The 15,037-nt window shown below is 54.8% G+C and carries 12 protein-coding genes and 2 pseudogenes; 8 read left to right on the top strand and 6 right to left on the bottom strand.

Going from position 1 to position 15,037, the window contains the following annotated elements; translation table 11 throughout:
• Positions 1 to 62: 62 nt before the first annotated feature.
• Positions 63 to 884 (bottom strand): transglutaminase-like domain-containing protein, encoded by an 822-nt coding sequence (locus FHS21_RS19545; RefSeq protein WP_112551920.1) that lies wholly within the window; start codon positions 882 to 884, stop codon positions 63 to 65.
• Positions 885 to 971: 87 nt separating this feature from the next.
• Entirely contained in the window at positions 972 to 1,856 is an 885-nt protein-coding gene (locus FHS21_RS19540) for a transglutaminase family protein (protein WP_112551917.1), read from the bottom strand.
• Between the two features lie 302 nt (positions 1,857 to 2,158).
• On the opposite strand from FHS21_RS19540, the gene FHS21_RS19535 reads away from it, so the two are divergent.
• From FHS21_RS19535 to FHS21_RS19515, 5 genes are all read left to right on the top strand, one after another.
• A complete protein-coding gene (locus tag FHS21_RS19535; RefSeq protein WP_112551916.1) occupies positions 2,159 to 2,689 on the top strand; it encodes an EF-hand domain-containing protein in 531 nt (176 codons plus the stop codon).
• Positions 2,690 to 3,460: 771 nt separating this feature from the next.
• On the top strand, positions 3,461 to 5,047 hold the full coding sequence (locus FHS21_RS19530; protein WP_162713686.1) for a M6 family metalloprotease domain-containing protein: 1,587 nt from the start codon (positions 3,461 to 3,463) through the stop codon (positions 5,045 to 5,047).
• A 403-nt stretch (positions 5,048 to 5,450) separates the two neighbouring features.
• On the top strand, positions 5,451 to 6,962 hold the full coding sequence (locus tag FHS21_RS19525) for a hypothetical protein (RefSeq protein WP_183663708.1): 1,512 nt from the start codon (positions 5,451 to 5,453) through the stop codon (positions 6,960 to 6,962).
• A 688-nt stretch (positions 6,963 to 7,650) separates the two neighbouring features.
• Positions 7,651 to 8,046 carry a hypothetical protein gene (locus tag FHS21_RS19520; RefSeq protein ID WP_112551912.1) on the top strand — a complete coding sequence of 132 codons (396 nt, stop codon included), beginning with the start codon at positions 7,651 to 7,653 and terminating at the stop codon, positions 8,044 to 8,046.
• Positions 8,047 to 8,219: 173 nt separating this feature from the next.
• A complete protein-coding gene (locus FHS21_RS19515; RefSeq protein WP_246411107.1) occupies positions 8,220 to 9,095 on the top strand; it encodes a PRC-barrel domain-containing protein in 876 nt (291 codons plus the stop codon).
• Between the two features lie 306 nt (positions 9,096 to 9,401).
• Here the strand turns inward: FHS21_RS19515 and FHS21_RS19510 are convergent, their stop codons facing one another.
• Positions 9,402 to 9,611 (bottom strand): DUF3606 domain-containing protein, encoded by a 210-nt coding sequence (locus FHS21_RS19510; RefSeq protein WP_112551910.1) that lies wholly within the window; start codon positions 9,609 to 9,611, stop codon positions 9,402 to 9,404.
• A 373-nt stretch (positions 9,612 to 9,984) separates the two neighbouring features.
• The gene (locus FHS21_RS19505) at positions 9,985 to 11,907 is read right to left on the bottom strand and encodes a potassium transporter Kup (protein WP_183663706.1); all 1,923 of its coding nucleotides are present in this window, start codon (positions 11,905 to 11,907) and stop codon (positions 9,985 to 9,987) included.
• Positions 11,908 to 12,216: 309 nt separating this feature from the next.
• On the opposite strand from FHS21_RS19505, the pseudogene FHS21_RS19500 reads away from it, so the two are divergent.
• The 3 genes and pseudogenes from FHS21_RS19500 to FHS21_RS19495 all read left to right on the top strand — a co-directional run.
• Positions 12,217 to 12,498, top strand: a pseudogene (locus FHS21_RS19500) (CNNM domain-containing protein); the annotation flags it as partial.
• 94 nt (positions 12,499 to 12,592) lie between these two features.
• Positions 12,593 to 12,727 (top strand): CNNM domain-containing protein, encoded by a 135-nt coding sequence (locus tag FHS21_RS31570; RefSeq protein ID WP_376772154.1) that lies wholly within the window; start codon positions 12,593 to 12,595, stop codon positions 12,725 to 12,727.
• A 20-nt stretch (positions 12,728 to 12,747) separates the two neighbouring features.
• Positions 12,748 to 12,966, top strand: coding sequence for a hypothetical protein (locus tag FHS21_RS19495; RefSeq protein ID WP_112551796.1), 219 nt, complete (start codon positions 12,748 to 12,750; stop codon positions 12,964 to 12,966).
• Positions 12,967 to 13,309: 343 nt separating this feature from the next.
• Here FHS21_RS19495 and FHS21_RS19490 read toward each other — a convergent pair whose 3' ends face one another.
• Both FHS21_RS19490 and FHS21_RS30765 read right to left on the bottom strand, forming a co-directional pair.
• The gene (locus tag FHS21_RS19490; RefSeq protein WP_112551797.1) at positions 13,310 to 14,296 is read right to left on the bottom strand and encodes an MBL fold metallo-hydrolase; all 987 of its coding nucleotides are present in this window, start codon (positions 14,294 to 14,296) and stop codon (positions 13,310 to 13,312) included.
• A gap of 204 nt (positions 14,297 to 14,500) precedes the next feature.
• Positions 14,501 to 14,668 (bottom strand): annotated as a pseudogene (locus FHS21_RS30765) (SOS response-associated peptidase); the annotation flags it as partial.
• Between the last annotated feature and the right edge of the window lie 369 nt (positions 14,669 to 15,037).

Below are 15,037 nucleotides of genomic sequence, written 5' to 3'. Positions count from 1 at the left end.
AGCATCGATCTGAGCCAATTTTAGCCACGTGCCGCCAGCACGGGCCGTGGGGGCGACTTCGGTCAGGTCGGATTGGCCGTCGTCACCTCCTCTGTAATTACCTCGAAGCGAGTTAGTAACGAGGCACCAAAACTGGTGGATATGGCCACGTCGGTTGCGTCACGCCCGGTGGCCATGAGTATGCGCCCTATGCGCGGCGTGTTGTGGCGGGCATCGACGGTGTGCCAATGCCCGCCAAGATAGACTTCGAACCATGCGCTGAAGTCCATGGGATCCGGATTGAATGGCACACCGATGTCGCCAAGATACCCCGTGCAATAACGCGCCGGAATGTTCATGCAGCGGCAAAGGGTGATGGCGAGATGGGAGAAATCTCTGCACACGCCTGTCCTGTCGATATATCCGCCAAAGGCTGTCCTGAGGGGATCGGCTTTCTGATAGTCGAAGGTTATGTGGTCATGGACGTAGTCCCGGATCGCCTCAACCCGAGGCCATCCCAAGGGTGTCGAGGAGAACTGCGACCAGGCAAAGTCGCCGAGTCTGTCCGTGTCGCAATATCGGCTACCGAGGAGGAAGACGAGCACATCGTCGGGCAAATCCTTGATTTCGTGCTGGATGGCATTTCGGGGAACGACGTCTGGCTCGCCGCCGTCATAGATTTTAAATTCAGAGGAGATTGTCGTAAGTCCGGGCGGGGCGACAATACGGGTGCAGGCATTGCCAAATCCATCCATATAACCCCACGCATCGATTGGCTGGTTGAACGTCAGGTTCTGTTCCGTCAGAAGATCGACGCGCCGCGAGGGATGAATATTGAGCACCAGCAACATCGCTGTCGGCTGCGGGCACTCGTATCCCAAGGTGAACCCGGCGCGTATCTTCATCGTCTCTCCTTGATTGTAGCCGACTGCCTTGTTGATAATCATGCGGCAACGTCAAGGAGCCACGATGGGTTCCCTACAAACCTTCAATCATGGAATCGCGTTTTCTGTTGTAACATTCACCTGCACCGACATTCCATCATAGTCGGAGGCGTCACCGTCGTAGCTTCCGGTCAATGGAATGGCTTGCCGCGGATCACGGGCAACAGCCACCCGGATCAGATCCCTGTTTCCCACGATCCCGTTCGTTGGATCGAACTCCACCCATCCGGCTCCCGGAAGATAGATTTGGCACCACGCATGAGTGGATCCGCCGCCGCGGGTTATCGAGCCATCGCGACTAGGCACATAAATATACCCAGTGACAAAGCGCGCCGCCAAACCCAATGAACGGGCTGCCTCCATCATCAGCACGGCAAAGTCCCGGCAGGTGCCCCGCCGTAACTGCAAAGTCTGAACAGGGGATTGCGTTCCCCGCGCTGCGCGACGCTCATACACGAAGCTCTCATGAATTGCGTAGCAGAGCGTCATGAGCAGATGGCCCGTTTCCGTCGGGTGGCCGACCCGAACGAACTGTCTGGCCCAGCGGCCGACTTCATCGTCACGATCGGGATAGTGACGTTCAATTGTGCGCTCCAGATCAGCAATCTCATCGTTCGCATAAGTGAAGGGATAGGTGAGGGCCTTTTCATCAATCTGCAGATCAAGAGCGACGTCTGGTGTGTGGTCGAGGCGAATATGGCTGTGAAAGCGCAACTCCGACGCAGTTGCAGTGACGTCGATGAGCGCGACACAATTGCCGAAGACGTCGTGAATCCATCGTATTTGTTTGGGCTCTGGCTCGACAACCAATGTCGCCTCTAGAAGGCGCTGGTCAAAACTGTCTCGCGGACGAAACATCAGGCGATGCTCACCGAATGCCACTGGTCGCACATAGCGATAGACCGTCGAATGTCTAACCGAAAAAATCGTCATGGTTTACTTTGCTGAAAGTCGTTCTTGCGGCAACAATTGATCATAACTGACGTATCTGATGTTTAAAACGTTGGTGCCATTGGAAACGCCCGTACTCATGAACCGGATTCAACGACAACTGGCGCGATGAAATCGAATGCAGGTGCCCTACAACTTATTTTAAAGCACCCATTGTCGGGGAACTGTCGGCGGTGGAGCGAGCATTACAAACGATTAATCCCACCGATCATCTCCCATTCATTTTTGCAGTACTACGTTCTCATCACGAAGCGGATAAATCGCTCGCGATAAGGAGAAATAAAATGAAACGCATACTTGCTCTAATTCTGTCTGGCACATTTCTCACTGTTGTTGCCGTGGGCGGCGTATTCGCACAAACGGAAACGCCAGCACAGACCCAGACACCAGCGCCCACCGACGCGCAAAACAATTCCGCTTCCGACAGCAATGCTGCGAACCCGACGCAACGGAAAATGGACAAGAACGATGATGGCGCTGTGGACCTATCCGAGTTCACCAACATGGATCGTCTGAAGCAAGCTGATACCAACGGCGACGGGACGCTATCGCAGGATGAAATTCAGGCGATGGTGATGAGACGCATCGTCGAGCGGCAGGTGCGGCGAATGACCAATCGCTTCGATGTCAACGGCGATGGTGTGGTGACGATCGCAGAGGTCGAAAAGCAGAAAGAAAAGCGGTTTGCGTTGATGGATCGCAATGACGATGGGAAATTGGAGCCAAGCGAACTCCGCCACGGCAAGAACAACCACAAGGGACATGAACGCCGCAGCTATCACCAACATCGCGAAAACGGCAATGGCGAGAATTAAAAGATAGGATGGCGAAAACTTTGGCGGCCGCAATTGCAACATGGCCGCCTGAGATGCCTCTAGTGAGCACGACATGACTTAGCGCGCGACGAGGACTTTCATGGGATTTTCCTGGAGCTGTCGCATCATCGAAGGATGGCCAAAGCGCCGAGACTCTCTGTTGCATTGGGGCGAACCAAACCTTCTGATTAATCCTTTGCATAGTAACCCAGAGCGTCGCCCTTGTCTGACCAGAGCCGGACGGACTGTATCGACCTGTGCAGCGCCGACACCCTCTGCCAGCCGACCATATAAGATCCCCAATCTCTCAATCGCCTAATAGAGTACGAGATACCCATCTGGGGACAACTCGAACGTTTCGGCGACCTAATCTAAAAGAACTACTCCCTATTTATTACCTACGCGCCGGGATACTCAATGCTATTATGGTCGGATTAATTCAACTAATCATTTACTTCAGGGCATTGGGGGGTGAAGATGAGTTGCAAGCGAAATATACGCCTCCGTATCGGGGCCAGTTTTGCTTTTCTCGGCATATTTTTTGTCGTACCTCAACTTGGCCATGCCACGCCGCCGCCTCCAGAGCCTGGAATGCCGGTGGCAGGCGAGGGTTTGCAAGATGTACGGACCCAATCAATTGAATCCTTTTCAGTGCGACGCGGTTTAAGGCCCCGGGTGCAAGCTGCCCAGATGTCGCGACAGAGGATTGTTAACCTCCCCCCCGGACTGGCGATGGTTGCTCCCATTGTTGGATCATCGGTGGAGGGATCCGTGGAGGTCCCGATAATTGCCGTTGAGTTCTCAAACACATCAGGCCCACCTTATCCCGCTGCCAATTTACAAGCGGAGCTTTTCGATGGTCCGTGGCCAAGTGGAACGATGGGCGACCATTATCGAGAGATGTCGCTCGGCAAGTTTACGGTGTCCGGCGAAGTTTTAGATTGGTTCAAACTTTCAAACACTGACTCATTCTATTCCGGTCCTTCGGGCTGCAACGGCCTTTGTTCGAATGCCCGGGTCGGTGATATGCTTGTCTCGGCCCTCAACCACACCGACCAAAGCGTAGATTTCACCCGTTTTGACAACGACGGACCGGATAACGTTCCGAATTCTGGAGATGATGACGGTTTTGTGGACTTCGTCGCATTTGTGCATCCGGAAAGTGGTGGCGAATGCAATGACGCTGGAAACGATAATATATGGTCACACAGATTCTCAATTCTATCGTTGACAGGGTCTAATTATGCAACAGCCGATCCTGGCAAGTTGGGATCCAACATCCTCATCGACGACTACGTGATAATGCCCGCGTTTGCCTGTGACCGAACCACCATGATTGAGATTGGTGTTTTTTCACATGAATTTGGTCACGCCTTTGGTTTGCCGGACCTATATGATACTCGCAAACCCGTTGAATCGGCCGGAATTGGCGGTTGGGGACTGATGGCATCGGGGTCTTGGGGCGGCGATGGCAGCACGACGCCGGAGACACCTTCCCATATGGAGGCTTGGTCAAAGGAATTCTTGGGATGGGTCTCGCCCAGAATTGTCGACAGGGATGAACTAGGTGTCCAGATTCGACCAGTGGCAAAGACCGGCGACGTGGTCCGCGTTGACTACACCGATTCAGCCGATCCCGAAGACAAAAAATACCTGTTGCTTGAATATCGAGCAAAGGAAGGGTTCGATAAATCCATCAAGGGAGCCGGTCTACTGATCACCGAAGTCAATAATGTTCAAGTGCAGTCCGGCTTGGTCAACAACACAGTCAATGACAGCGCTATGGATATGGGGATCAACGTCATCGAGGCGGATGGCGCACGGAATCTTGACCGGAACCAGAATCGATCGGACGAGGGCGACGTTTTTCCTGGAAGTGGGAACATAGCCAGTGCCGACATCTCGCATGTCGAGAAGATCGCAGCGGCATTGTGCAATATAGTTCAAACGCCAAATCATATCACGCTTGATATCTTTGTGACCCGGACAACGTGTCCCGGAGCGCTTCAACCCGCCTCAATCTCTCCTTCATCAATGACACGCGACAGCGTGGCGATCGGGCAGGAAGTAGTTGTAAAGGGTGTCCTATACAACAAAGGGTCAAACTACTTCACGGATCGGCAACTTGTTGTGGCGGGGGAGGGGTCGGCCGGAGCAGAGTTGCCGGTAGCGTCGCCTGCACCATTAGAAGTTCCACCTGGCGCATCCGAGCCATCACCTGATCAAAAACCACACCCCAATCTTTCCGATCTTGTTGGCAAGAAGGTGCTCTTGAGGGGCCGGCTGCAGAGGGAAACAGTCAAAGGTAAAGGGCTGACGGACGTCTTCGTCGTAGATGAATTCAAGGTCGCAGAATAGGAGCTTACTGCCGGGAAAATCCGGCTCAAATCGAGAGGGAAAAATCATGAAAACATTGACAAAGCTGCTCACAGCATTGCTGGCAACATGTTTTGCATCCACTGCACACTCCGATCGTTCGAACCTTTGCCGAGAAGAAAACGGCAAATTCATCCTTGACTTCAGTGTCAAGCCGAGCCTCGTCGTTCACTCCGACGCTATACTCGACAAGACCTTCAACGATGTCGGAATTGCCGGTGGGGCACCGGATGAAACCGTTTTCTCCCTAACCCACACGCTCGGACAAATTTTGCAGAGTTCGGGGGCTCCAAACACTGCAGCGTCCCGTGAGGCATTTCTCCAGACAATGCTCACTTCGTTTCCGTCTGTCGATGGTGCCGCCCTGAACAGTGATGCAGGGATATTGATGCCTTTCGAAGGACGCTTGGAACGTAATTTGGTAGCTGCGGACTTGCTGAATGAAAGTGCTGCCGCCGCTGGTATGAGGCCGTTGGCTCTGTTTAATCGTTTCGATCTGGCACCTGCGAATTGGAGCCATTGTGGGGAGCATCGCATCGTCTATGGCAAGAAGAATCCAGCTTTCCAAGATCGGTTTCTCTTGATTTTTGAAGCAATGGTCCCGAATCCGAAGCCCGAATTGGGTGAGGCTGGCTGCAGGCCAGTTGCCGAATTCTGGGCCAAATTGAGCAGTCCCACGGCAGGCGATGATACCCAAAAAGCCAAACGACTGGCTGCCTTCTATTATGAAGGAAAGACGGATCCGACCTTAGCGAAGGCAGATTTGCTAGGCCCGGTCGTGCACTACAAGAATTATGGTGGGGACGGATCACGGGGGCAAGTGCGAGGCAACCTGTTTATGCAACAACCTTGGCAGCTGCGAGAATGGTTGACGCAACCAACGTTCGATCCGAACGGTCCGGCGCTAGCTTTTGTCGTTGATACAGTAAAGAACAATCCGCTCTCCGAACTTTATAAAGACGATCTCAGCGGAGACCCGGTCATGAACAGCAATGTAGGTGCGGCGGTTACTGTTTTGCATGGCGATTTTGTTCAGGCGCTTGCCACGGGAATACGAGACAATCTTATGTCCGAGGAGTCCCAGACTCATCAAAGCCTTGCAAAGGGACTTGGAGATTTTAATCTAGGCGCCGGCGATACACTCGAAGTCTCGGAAGTGAAGGTGCTTCTCAACACGATAGGACTGGGCAACGACAACCGCTTCAACGAGCATCAAAGCACTTCCCAGGAGGGTTTTGGGGGCAAAATAGACGCACCGACGACACATGCGGGCCCTGGGTCAAAGCTCCGCACCATGCTTGATCAACTTAGCAAGCAGCCCACGCCCATTCTGAACCCGCAAACCGGCGAGATTATCTTGAACCGGGCACAAGCATCAACTTGTGCCGGGTGCCACATGACCTCTCCAGGAAAGACAGTGAGGCAAAATCTTGATACCAGTGCTGTCCAGTGGCCCGACGTTGTTACGGGGGGCTTCGTTCATGTGCATGAGGCGACCCGTGAACTCTCACCGGCACTCGAGACCAGTTTTCTGCCATTTCGCCGCTATTTGATGGGGCGTCACCTCTGCGACGTGACTCAGCCCGCTGCTCCGTCCGCGGTTGCAGCTGCGACCACAGCGGCACCAGTTGGAACTGAAGCCACAACCGCGAGTGTGCGGTTCACCGACGACATCGTACGCGATGCTTTGGTAGAATCCGTTACCGGATCGGCGGCCGCCGCACCAGCGCCGACCACAGGTGTCGACGACGCCAACCTGTTGGCTCAAGCCACTGCGAACCTGAACGACGCACAGCGGGAGGCATTGCGACAGACTCTGGCGCGGGAGATCGGCAGCATGCGGCGCATCGAAGAAAACTCGCCGGGAGCCTTTGTCGAGGTCCGTCGGTCGCATTGATTTCAATGCCTAACTGGGGGACGGCAATGAGTCGTCCTCCTTGTCTGATGCAGAAGATATTCACCCCCTAAAGACGCCGCGCATAGCCGCGGCGAAGTAATAACCACCGGGGACGACCTCGAGCCATTTGTGATCAGGACCGCGAACTGATCACTGACAGAACACTTCGTCTCCGATTGCCGCGCAGTTCGTAGCGGGCAGGGTCGAGGAGCTGAAGTCCCTCTTCGGTCTCGTCGTAAGCCGAATTAATGCCTATCATTTTGCCAGGCTTGCTCGTCAAGACCGTGACGAGTGCGAATGCTCGGTAATCTTCCATGCGAAAAGAGAAGCACAGAGGGGCATAGGATTCCACTCCATCGATTTCCTTATGGTTTACGTGGGTATTGACCGTCGTCGCATCCTGGGGCGGAGCCGAACTCTCGCCACACAATCTGGTCAGGATGCTTCGTCTACTGAGCCAACGCCGCCGGCGTGAGATCAGCCTGCAACAAGTGCACCCGCTGAAAAGCCGACACCGCAGACTTGTTCAGGCGGTGATACTCAGGGAAAGCCGCAGAGCGTCGCGCCACAATAACAATCTGCGAATAATCATCCGCATGTCGAACAGAACCGATCCAGGATGTAGGTCCCGATCCCGGAACCAAAGCGGTGTCCGATGGTTCCTTAGGAAAAGCGGAGGGCAATTGACATGATGATCATCGAACGGAACATCTATAGGCGTGAAGACGACAACGGACACACTGTCGTCTTCGTCTACGAAGATGGCACGCGAGCCTCGGTCGATCTCTCCGACGCAAATTCATATGGGCTTGGAGAAGACGAGCTTATTCAAAAGGCCGAGCGGCTCCTGGATAACATTGATGCAAGCGGTGTGCGAGGCCATATGCCTCCATATAATGCCGGTGAAAGCCACAGGTCTCTTGACCCATCGGACAACGGCGACGCGTCGGTGAATATATCCACTCCTCCTGACCGGCCGGAGGGTCCCGTTCCTCCCCAAAATCCCCTCGTCGAGGAGCAGGACGAGGATGCCAATATTGTCGGGCTGGCGGGCGAGGGGATTATCGAACCTCGCGATAAATAGGCCGCTTTCTACAAGTGCGGTGCTTTCCCTGTAGAGTTGATTGATCAAGCGCAAGATGGGCGTCTAATTCCCGCTGAAAATTCTTCCGATATTGTTTTAAAGCCAACGGAACAGACGGTTGGCGGCTGCGTTGAACCCTGCGGCACGTGGCGTGCCCCAGGGGAGCCAGCACTTTGAAAACCTTGATCGGGATGACATTCCTCGCAACATTGATGTCGACAGCAGCTTTCGGACAGGATGCAAGGACATCTCAGGATATTTTCGGCCAACCATCGGCAACAGCGCGGGATCATGATCGCTACCTCGTCGCTTCGAAGGGCCTTGTCCTCACTTCCGGACTGGTCGGACAAACCGTTTATAACGGCGCAGCAGACTATGCCGTTTCAATCGGCGAGGTAACCGATATCGTGCTCGGCCCGGATGGAAATGCTGTGGCCGCCATCCTCGGTGTGGGTGGGTTTCTCGGCGTCGGGCAGAAGGACGTTGCCGTCAGTCTCGACCAATTGGCATGGGTGAAGCGCCAGGACGACCAACGTTGGCTCGTGGTTTCCAGCAGCAAGCAGGAGCTAAGCGACGCTCCAGCATTCGATCGCAACAGTTTGATCACCGACGGGGGTTCTGATCCGGCCAAGGGACATGCCACCGAGGCAAGTGCCAATGCGAAAACGGAGAGTGCCGCGAACAAGGCAGCTTGGGATATCCGCAGTATGCTCAAGGCAGTGCCTGCAGAATCGATTAGTGCCGGGAACCTGATCGGTTCGACCGTTTATGGTCCTGAGGACGAAAAGCTGGGCAACGTGGCAGATGCATTGATGTCGTCCGACGGGCAGATGGAAGCTTTTGTCGTGGATGTTGGCGGGTTCCTTGGGCTGGGAAAGAAGCCGATCGCCGTCTCGATCGAGAACCTTGATCTCCTGGCGGACGACAACGGAAAGATTTCCGTGTTCACTTCCTTTGACAAGGAAGCTCTGGAAAAGCAGCCAGCTTACACGGCCGAAGCCTATAAGACGGACAGCGAGAAGATACTGCTGCGTGGTGCGGCCGAATAGCTGCACACTCTTTATTGGCCGTGGGGACGCTCCTGTGACAAATCGGATTCTCGCTAGTCTTTCTGCCATTGACCTTGCCATGTACCCAAGGGATCGTTTGCCCGGTCGGCGGATTCCTGGCCCATCAAAGTGCCTATCCTGAACTGTTCCTCGATTTTGTATTTTTGCGATCAAACAATCCCGGCCGACTAAATTATAGTGACGTTGGTCTTCTCGAAGCTCACCCAATGCAATCAACTTTTTGTATGACCACGATTGCAGTCTCGAAGCGACGCCAAAGGGACGCGCAGCTGCCAGGAACTCTACTTAGAGGTGAGCATAGGTTTTCGGACGTTTTTTTCTCTTCGACACCTCCGCCTCTATTTTCTGCCTGTTGCCATCGTACTTGGCTATCAGTTGCTCGGCGTCGTCGCGCCCCAGATTAAGGGATTTCATAAGATAATCGACTTCGTACTTCTCGCCAGCGGCGACTCTCGCCCGGTCGGCCGAACGGCGTTTTGCCTTATCGTCAGCCATGACTTCCTCCATCAACTGGTTGGGTGAGGCTCGCCGGCGGGGCAAGGATATCAAGGGTTTGCGCGACGAGCCTCTGTCGTGAGAGGTCTACGCCCTCCGACTCGCCTCAAACTTTGACACCCAGAGATTGTTCCGCATTTGTACGCTAGTGCACCTAAACAGGTCGCCGCCTCTTTCACTTACCCGCCTCCTGCACACGTCGCTTCGCAACTTTCTCCGTTCGCAACCGCCAGATTGCCGTCTCGCGGGCTGGCTGAGTTCCTCAGATTGACAAGAAAATTGCGGCGATAGTTCTCATTGTGTTTGGAGCATCCTGCCGCGGAGCGTGGATCGCGATTCTCAGCCGTTTGATTTGCTCGTTTGAGCTGCCCGATCAAATCGTGACCTGCGTACCTATTTCCACAACGCGGCCCGTCGGTATCTGGAAATATTCGGTGGCGTCATTGGCCGAATGGGCGAGGAAGATGAATAGCTTGTCTTGCCAAAATGGCATCTCCGAGCGAGGCGAGGTTTTCAGCGAACGTCGGGCTAGGAAGAACGAGGTCGTCATGATGTCGAATTTCCAACCTGCGGTTTTGAAGATCGCCAGGGTTCGTGGGACGTTCGGCCTCTCCATGTAGCCGAAGGTCAGTGTGACCTGCATGAAGCGATCATTGATCGGCTCGACGTGCATGCGGTCGCTTTTCCTGACGGTGGGCGAGGGCGCAGTGACCACATTCAGGATGACATTGCGCTCATGCAGCACGTTGTAATGTTTCAGGCTGTGCAGCAGCGCAGTGGGCGTGCCCTGCGGATTGCCTGTCAGGAAAACCGCAGTGCCGGGTACGATCGTCGGGGGATTCTGTGCCAATTTCCTCGAAATCAGCTCGAGCGGCACGTCGCCTTGCGCGACTTTCTTTTGCAGCTGGCGACTGCCCTTCACCCACGTGGACATGATCAGCACGATCAGGATGGCGACGAGAAGCGAGGCCCATCCGCCGTCGATGACCTTGATGAGGTTCGCACCGACGAACGTGATGTCGATGACGAGGAAACTGGCGGTGGTGAGGGCCGCCACCCAAAATTGCCACTGCCAGATGCGGGTCATGACGATGAACAGCAGCGTTGTCGTCACCAGCATGTTGCCCGTCACCGCAATGCCGTAGGCAGCCGCCAGATTGGTGGAGCGCTCGAACCCGAGAACCAACAGGACGACCACAAGTCCCAAGAGAAAATTGATGCGAGGCAAATAAACCTGACCGGATTGTTTCTCGGACGTATGGGCGATGCGGAGCCTCGGCAGAAGATTGAGCTGCACCGCCTGCCGCGACAGCGAGTAGGCTCCCGAAATGACCGCCTGACTGGCGATGACCGTCGCGGCGGTTGCCAGAAGCACCATGGGCAACAACGCCCATAACGGAAACATCTCAAAGAAGGGATTTTTCGCCGATTCGGCATGGGCGAGCACGAAGGCTCCCTGGCCGAAATAATTCAAGAGCAGGCAGGGGAAAACGATCCACATCCAGGCCGTCGCGATCGGCCGCCGCCCGAAATGACCAAGGTCGGCGTAAAGAGCCTCCGCTCCGGTTACGGCAAGAAACACCGTGCCGATCGTGGCGAAGGCCATGCCTTGATTGCGGACAATATAATCAAAGCCGTAGTGAGGATTTACCGCTGCAAGAACACTGAGGTCGTCGAACAGATGCCACAGTCCAAAAAAACCGAGCGCAAGAAACCACACCAAGGTGATTGGCCCGAAAAAGAACGCCATGCGGGCCGTGCCGTGGCGCTGCACCGAAAAGAGGGCCAACAATATGGTGACGGTTATCGGAACGACATACGGTGTAAAGGCCGGCGTGACGATTTCAAGACCTTCGATTGCCGACAACACCGAAATCGCCGGGGTGATGACGGCGTCGCCATAGAACAAGGAAGCGCCGACAATGCCCAAGCCAAGGATCAGGCGGGGTCGTGTTTTGTAGCTCTCCCGGGCAAGGGCCATGAGCGAAAGAATGCCACCTTCACCGTCATTGTCAGCCCGCAGGACAAACAGAATATACTTGACCGTGACGATCAGTGTCAAAGCCCAGAAAATCATGGACACGATGCCAAGGACGTCCGCCCGCAACAGGGAACCATCCGTGGACGCAGCGTGTAGAGCTTCGCGGAAGGCGTAAATTGGACTGGTGCCGATGTCGCCGTAGACAACCCCCAGAGCGCCCAGAAAAAGAACCGGGTATGTTTCTGCGTGAACCGCATCGGGATCGGACAAAGTCGGATCCGGTCTGCCGTCATCGTCTGCCCGAGTCTTGCTCATGTGCAGCTTCTCCGCTCCTTCTCAATACCGGGCGACTCCGCGCGTTTCCTGTCGTGGGCAACTTCCGTTTGAACACAAGAGCACCAACCCGTCCAGTATCATCCAAACTTTGAAGCGATCTTTCGCACGCACCCTAAGTCATTCCGAATTACCCGTCTTCCGTCATTGGATTAACGCTTGCTAGGTCTTAGATTGAACGAGTTGACAGACGAGGCGAACCCTCTGTGCCATTTGAAAGGTTTCGTCCGAGAGGCGTTTTGTGAGGTCTAATGTTTGAATTGTTGATCGTCGGTTTCCTCATTTTCCTCAATGCCGTGTTTGCGCTTTCTGAACTCGCGGTTGTATCTTCGGGGGGCCCGTCTTGAAATGCTGGCCGACCGCGGCGTTCCTGGCGCGCACGCGGCAATCGCCCTGTCGCAGAACCCGGGGAAATTCCTTTCGACGGTCCAGATCGGCATCACTCTGGTCGGCATCGTTGCGGGTGCCTATTCGGGGGCAACGCTTGGCTCCCGAATGGGCCAATACCTTTTCGCTGCCGGAGGGCGCGCCGACATTGCCGATGTGCTCGGCTATATCTTGGTGATTGGCGTCATCACGTTCCTGTCTGTCATCATCGGCGAACTCGTTCCAAAAACATCTGGCATTGAAGAATCCCGAGCGGATCGCCTGCGCGGTCGCAAAGCCGATGAACATTCTTTCAAGGATTGCCGCCCCTGCCGTTTGGCTGCTCGATGCATCAACCAGGGGAGTGTTCAAACTGTTCGGTATCTCTACAGCCTCCGAAAGCGCAATTACCGATGAAGAGACCTTACAATCATAGCCGAGGCCGGGAATACTGGAGTGATCGAAGAAGCCGAACGCTCGATGATCTCGGGTGTCATCCGGCTTGGCGACCGCAGTGTCCGCGCCGTGATGACACCACGCACCGAAGTCGAAATGGTCAAGGTCAACGAAGATATCGCTTCTCTCAAGCGGAAGCTGATCGCCACCAATCATTCGTGCTTGCCCGTCTTTGACGATGACCGGGACGACGTCATCGTGATCCTCAGGGGACATTGAAGCCTTCGCGGCGCACGAAGCCACGATCTCGTGGCACCTGCTACATTATTCCAGAGAATCTCACTCGTTTACGCTTCAACTCTACCCTTATATTGACATACCACTGCTCTTGGTCTGCTTCACCAATGCTACCTACGGCGCAGGCTCGATTTCAAAATATGGTGGTTTGCTACCTAATTCCGCATCGAAATAGCTCTCAATGAAATGAGAACACGATATTTAGCGACAACCTGGTGGCGGTAACGGCTTTGGGCGTTGCGATGGCTGTCAGGTCAGACAGTGTGCGATGCTACAAATCGGAAATAGAGTAAAGGCGAGAGGCCCGATCGGACTCGAGGCCGACTCAGAACAAAAATCGCTTCCCTACCGAAAGCGGCACCAGCTTCTCTTGACCAAAAGCGTTTGCCAATGCCGTTATGGCACGCCATCCGGTGCAGTGGCCGACAACGATAAAAGCCGGATTGAATTCGAGCATCGATTCGACGGTTTCTGGAATGATTTTCTCGTTTGACCCAGCCAGATGCAAGCCACCGACAACGGCGTGAATTGGTACGTCTGTGAATGTCGCTTTTGCATGCGTCAGCACGTTTATGACTCCAGCGTGTGAGCACGCCGTGAACACCACGAGACCCTTACCCGCGACATTCACAGCAACAAACCGCTCATCCATGACAAGCTCATCAGGCTCCCAACCTTCACCGTGTAGCTTTTTCCTGTACTGACCAGGCATTCCGCGCTCAAACGCGGTTAGCCGAGGTATCTCGCCGCTCACATAGGCCATGCCATTTACAATCAGCTGCGCCTCGGTGGTTTTGACGACCTTCCCCCCGTGAGCAGTTAGTGCGCCGATGCTGGGGACATCCTCCAAGGGCAGCATCCCGCCATCGGCCTGCTTCAAGGCGCGCGGCCGGAACATATCGGGATGAGAATAGTAGGCAACCTCACGACCGCCATTGCGGTCACGGATGAGTTGCAGGGCTCTCAGCATCGCACCGCCATGATCCCAATGACCATGCGAAAGAACGATGGCTTCGACCGATCCCAGATCTGCCCCCAGTCTTGAGACATTTTGCTCGAAAATACGGTCTTCTGGACCACTGTCAAACAGAAGAGTCCTGGTCTCCGCGCCCTGACGAACTGTGATCAGGCAGGAAAGGCCGTGTGCAGCACAGCATAGGCAAGTCCCGCTGTCGACCCAAGCACCGCGTCGTTTCCGTGTTAAGGCCGCCCACTCGGTCTCGACGAACGCGGGTACAGAGGAAAGGTTGTCCGTTACGTTGTCGACCAGAACGTGCACGTCGACGCCGTCAACAGGCCTGAGGTTCAACATAGTTGCCTCCAATCAGCCCGACACTGTCATTTGTGATGCGCTGAGCCGAACTACAAATTACACCGAGGCTCTCTTGGGCAACAGATAATTCCGTAGCGACCCCTCGAGCGACACGTCGTCTCCACGCAGGTGGCTGACAAATTGGCGTTAGAGTTTAATGCAGATATTCTTTTGTGATTGGACAGCAAAGTCTGGCAGAGGCACGATATAGTCTCCGGTAGCGCGCATCACCGGAGCCATATCGTTGACCCTGATATCATCAGCCTGCGGAAGGTCGAGCTCGCTCTGATGCGCAGGAATGCCTAGCTCGAGCCTGCGCATCATGTCGCAATATTTGGCACAACGGATATGCTGCTCATAGTCGTTGCACATGACACCAAAGGTAGTTCAGCCTCGCCGTCATTTCGAGAGGGCGGGCAAGATAAGATTGGACTCCAGGTCAACGAGAAGTGTTCTCTGAAAGGCTGGTGTCGTTGGCCGAGGCTATTCGCACTTAAAAGGGTCCCGAGATGGCAAATGTTCCAGATGGGGGTAGGGGCTGACAGCCTGGTATTGTTGTGCGCTCGGAGGACGCTATCGCGCCAAGAGTGGCGGCAGAAATCGCGTCGAGACAGCGTGATAGCAATCTAGAGCCAGTCTTCTCCCGCATGCCGCGTTCGGCACTGCCAATGCGGATGTGAGCAACCATTCGAGGCATTGCCGCAATGGCATCGGCAGGCCACCTGAGGTAAGATGCTCAAT

This window comes from Phyllobacterium trifolii (assembly GCF_014192095.1).
Classification (GTDB): Bacteria; Pseudomonadota; Alphaproteobacteria; order Rhizobiales; family Rhizobiaceae; genus Phyllobacterium; species Phyllobacterium trifolii.
Note: the sequence above shows the minus strand (reverse complement) of the source record. Positions and strands in the feature narration are given on the sequence as shown.